The sequence below is a fragment of the Streptomyces sp. MBT53 genome (assembly GCF_016654115.1).
In the GTDB taxonomy this organism is placed as follows: Bacteria; Actinomycetota; Actinomycetes; order Streptomycetales; family Streptomycetaceae; genus Streptomyces.
In genome coordinates this window covers 1-2,272 of the sequence record NZ_JAEQAZ010000442.1, presented here as the reverse complement: position 1 = coordinate 2,272, position 2,272 = coordinate 1, and the positions used below count along the sequence as shown (strand labels likewise).

General features: G+C 69.8%; 2 protein-coding genes and 3 tRNA genes. All 5 read right to left on the bottom strand.

Translation table 11 applies throughout. The features are described 5' to 3' along the window. Positions 1-329: hypothetical protein (locus tag JHN45_RS52005; protein WP_236585073.1), on the bottom strand; the 329-nt coding region annotated here is incomplete at its 3' end. A gap of 69 nt (positions 330-398) precedes the next feature. Further along, a tRNA-Phe gene (locus tag JHN45_RS52000) sits at positions 399-472 on the bottom strand. A 24-nt stretch (positions 473-496) separates the two neighbouring features. Further along, positions 497-571, bottom strand: a tRNA-Asp gene (locus JHN45_RS51995). A gap of 49 nt (positions 572-620) precedes the next feature. Next, positions 621-693 (bottom strand) — tRNA-Glu (locus tag JHN45_RS51990). An 80-nt stretch (positions 694-773) separates the two neighbouring features. Continuing rightward, positions 774-2,272, bottom strand: a 1,499-nt coding sequence (locus JHN45_RS51985) for a metallophosphoesterase (protein ID WP_201056507.1), incomplete at its 5' end; no start/stop codon positions are given.

The following is a 2,272-nucleotide window of genomic DNA, read 5'->3' as shown; positions in this document are numbered from 1 at the left end:
GGCTCCGCCCCCGGACCCCCGTCGGCCGGAACAGCCCCGTCCTCAGGCGCCGGACGGGCTGACTGCTGCCGCTCGGCGTCTTGCTGGCGGCCCGCTTCCTTGGACATCGACTGGGCCGTGTTCGACACGGCCTTGATGCCCAGGTATGCCGTCGTCAGCCCCGCCATCGCGGTGAACGCCGAGGTCAGGACGCCCACGATCACCGCGCGGTCGCCGTTCAGCTGCCACACCCCGAAGATCGCCACCGCGGTGATCGCGACATTGCTGCCGACCACCGCGAGCAGCCCGTACCGCGCCCGCATCTTCTCCAGGTCGATGTCCTGGGCCATCGCGTCCCACCCTGTGTCGTCCGGTCACGACGAAAGCCCCGTCCCGATGGGACAGGGCTTTCGATCCGGTGGCTGGGGCCGGGGTCGAACCGGCGACCTATCGCTTTTCAGGCGATCGCTCGTACCAACTGAGCTACCCAGCCACGAGATTCCTCGCGGAATCTCAGCGGTCCTGACGGGATTTGAACCCGCGGCCTCCACCTTGACAGGGTGGCGAGCACTCCAAACTGCTCCACAGGACCCAGCTGTTGTGTGCGGACTGGCGGAGCCAGTGTCGCACACGGTGTTGCGTGCCCCCAACGGGATTCGAACCCGTGCTACCGCCTTGAAAGGGCGGCGTCCTAGGCCGCTAGACGATGAGGGCTATCGGCCCGCCTGGGCGCTTCTCAGCGCGTCGGGGACGTGAGAAGCATATGGGATGGCGGGAGGTATCGCCAAAACGGTTTACGGGGTCCTCGACGGAGCCTCTGAAGGCGCCTCCGACGCCGGACTCGGAGAGGGGCTCGGGGACGGGCTGGGGGACTGGCTCGGCGACTGGAGTGCTCCCGGCAGGTTCTCCTTCGGGAGGTGGCGGCTGACCTCGGCCGTCGTCAGGCCCAGGCCGCCGAGTTTGATCTCGTCCCAGGCCTGGAGGCGGTGGGTGTCGCGGTCGACGTAGAGGATCGACGCCTCGATGGGGTCGGGGTACTTGCCCTCCACCGCGCGCAGGCCGCTGCCGCCCGTCGAGCCCTCGATACGGAGGCGGGTGCCGTGCTTCATGACCTCGGTGCCCTCGTGGTGGAGGTGGCCGGCCAGGACGAGCGGGACCTCGCCGTCGGTCTGGCGTGCCGCCGACGGTTCGTGGACCAGGGCGATGTCGACCGGGGTGCCGGCGGCCCGCTGGTCGCGGAGGGAGGAGGCGAGCTGGTCGCCGGCCAGCTCCTCGGCCGCGTTGCCGCCGGGGGCGACCGAGCGGTCGGGGGTGAACTGGGGGTCGCCGATGCCGGCGAAGCGTACGCCCGCGACCGTTTCCGCCCGGCCCTCGTCCAGGACGTGCACGTTCTTCATGCGCTGGAGATAGCGCTGGGTGACGAGGGAGTCGTGGTTGCCCCTGACCCAGACGTAGGGGGCGCCGAGGTCGGCGATGGGGTCCAGGAAGCCGTTCTCGGCGGCTGTGCCGTGGTCCATGGTGTCGCCGGTGTCGACGATGACGTTCACCTTGTACTGCTCCACCAGCGACGCGATGATCTTCCAGCTCGCGGGGTTCAGGTGGATGTCCGAGACGTGGAGCACGCGGATCGTCGTCGGGTCCGGCTGGTAGGCGGGGAGCGTGGACGTGACGTCGTAGAGCTTGGTCACGTTCGTCACCAGGCGGGCCAACTCCTGCTGGTAGACGTCGAATTCGGTGACGATGTTGCGGGCGTTGCCGACGACGGAGGGGGCGGAGGAGAGCAGCCCGGAGAACTTGGGTTCCAGGATGGATTTGGGGTTCCAGGTCGCGTAGGCGGTCGCTCCGGACGCGGCGAGGAGGGTGAGGGCGAGGCCGCCGGCGGTGAGGGCGAGGCGGGGGCGGCGGTAGACGGCGAGGCCGAGGGTGCTGGCGCCGAGGACGACGGCGGTGCAGGAGCGTACGGCGAGGTCGAGGGTGCCGTGTTCGACGTCGTGGGCGACCTCGTCCTGGAGACCGGAGATGCGTTCGGGGTGGTCGACGAGGGCCTGGGAGCGTTCGGGGTCGAGCTGGTCGACGTTGACGTCCAGGCGGACGGGGGCGTGGTGGCTGTCGAGGGAGAGGGCGCCGAGCGGCGAGATATTGATCTTGGTGCCGCCGGTGAGGGAGGGCCGCAGGGTCATCGTGGTGTTCATGGGGCCGACCTGGGCGCGGACGTCGCCGACGATGAGCAGGCCGAGCCAGGCGCCGACGAGGACGACCGTGATGAGGCCGAGGGCGCGGGGCCAGGGGCTGT